Annotated in this window: 1 protein-coding gene; it reads left to right on the top strand. The window is 77.7% G+C overall.

Features of this window, described 5'->3' with window-relative positions; translation table 11 throughout:
• Positions 1 to 2,095: ATP-binding protein (locus AB0J52_RS37650; protein WP_500187751.1), on the top strand; the 2,095-nt coding region annotated here is incomplete at both ends.

Here is a 2,095-nt window from a genome sequence, read left to right on the forward strand (position 1 = left end):
GCCCGCGCCGCAGCCGCTCGGCGACCGGCTCGCCGAGCGGCACCGGATCTTCCGCGGGCTCGCCGAGGTGTTCGCCGCGCTCGGCCCGACCGTCCTGGTCGTCGAGGACGCGCACTGGGCGGACGAGCAGACCCTGGAGTTCCTCGACTACCTGCTCGCGGGCCCGCCGTCCGCGCTGTCGGTCGTGGTCACCTACCGCGGCGAGGACGCGGGCCCGGACCTGCGGCTGGTCACGGCCCGCCCGGCCGCCGAGGTGACCCGCGAGCGGATCGAGCTGGCGCCGCTGGACGTCGCGCGCACCCGCGAGCTCGCGCAGGCCATCCTCGACGCCGACCGCATCACCGACGAGCTCGCCGCCTACCTGTGCGAGCGCGGGTCGGGCGTGCCGCTGGCCGTCCAGGAACTGCTCGCGCTGCTGCGCCAGCGCGGCACGCTCGCGTGGCGGCACGGGCGCTGGGCCCGCAGGACCGTCGCCGAGCTGGACGTCCCGGTGCGGGTGCGCGACTCGGTGCTCGAACGCGTCGCGCGGCTGTCGGACGGGGCCCGCGCGGTCGCCGAGGCCGCGGCCGTCCTGATGACGGCCGTCCCGCAGTCGGTGCTGCTCGCCGTCGCGCGCGGCGGGACCCCCGACGGGCTGGACGAGGCGGTCGAGTCCGGCCTGCTCGGCGAGCGCGGCGGCGGGTTCGTGTTCCGGCACGTGCTGGCCGCGCAGGCGGTGTACGAGGAGATCCCCGCCGCGCGCCGCCGCGACCTGCACGGACGCGCCGCCGACGGGGTCCGGCACCTGGACCGGGTGCCGCTCGGGGTGCTGGCGCACCACCTGCGCGAGGCCGGCCGGGTGGCCGAGTGGGTGGAGGTCGCCGTCCGCGCCGCCGAGCAGGCCCGGGAGCTGCGCGACGACGCCGAGGCGTTCCGGCTGCTGGAGGGCGTGCTGCGGGACGCCGACCTGGAGCCGGTCCGGCGGGCGGAGCTGACCGTCCTGCTGGGGAAGGCGGCGTTCGACTCGCTGCACGTCCCGGACCTGCGCGCGGTGTTCACCCGCGCCCTGGACGCGGACCTGCCGCCCAGGCTGCGCGCCGAGCTGCGGTTCCGGTTCGGCCTGCACCTGGACTCGGTCGGCCTCGACCCCGAGGAGAAGTGGGTGAGCGTCCGGGAGTCGGTGGACGACCTGGACCAGCGCTCGGGCCTGGCCGCCTGGGGGATGCTCGCGCTCGGCATGCCCACCGAGCCGACCGGCCTGTCGGCCCCCGACCGCGCCGCGTGGATGGACCGCGCGCTCGCGACCGTCCCGAACATCGAGGAGCCCGCGCAGCGGCAGTTCGTCATCGGCAAGGCGTCGATGGCGCGGCTCATCACCGGCGACCCGCGCTGGACGGACCTGCGCGACCGGCTCCGCGCCGGCCCCGCCGAGCTCGACTCGCGGCGCGCGAACGCGTTCTACTCGCTCGGGCTCGGCGCCGGGTTCGCCGGCCACCACGAGCTCGCCCGCGACTCGCTGCGCACCGCGCGGGAGATCGGCGCCGAGATCGACCCGATCGGCGGCATCGCCTACCGCAGCCGCGCCGGGCTGCTGCTGGTGTCGTACCTGCGCGGCGAGTGGGACGGCCTCGCCGAGGCGGTCCCCGAGGTGCTGGACGGGCTGCGCGACCGCACCGAGGGCATGTTCGCCGAGGCCGTCGCCGCCTGCCTGGACCTCGCGGCGGAGAACCCGCCGGACGTGGTCGCGCGGCTGCGCGCGGTCGCCGGCGCGGCCGTCCCGGGCGACGGCATGCTGCTCGCGGTCGTCGTGGAGGCGTGGCTGCGGGCGGCCGCCGCGGACGGCGCGGACGGCGCGGTCTCCGCGGCGCTCGCCGACACGGCCGCGCACGTGGACCTCTGGGAGGAGCGCGGGATGTGGCCGGTCGGCGTCCGGGCCGTCCCGACGCTGGTCGAAGCCCTGATCGCGGACGGCCGGACGGACGAGGCCCGCGATCTGACAGAGCGGTACACCGACCGATTGGCCGGACTTGACGCGCCGCTGGCCCAATGTGCGCTAACGTACGCGCGCGGGTCGCTGGCCGCCGCAGGCGGCGCGTGGTCCCGTGCGGGCGCCGCG

The sequence above is a fragment of the Spirillospora sp. NPDC049652 genome (assembly GCF_040675125.1).
In the GTDB taxonomy this organism is placed as follows: Bacteria; Actinomycetota; Actinomycetes; order Streptosporangiales; family Streptosporangiaceae; genus Spirillospora.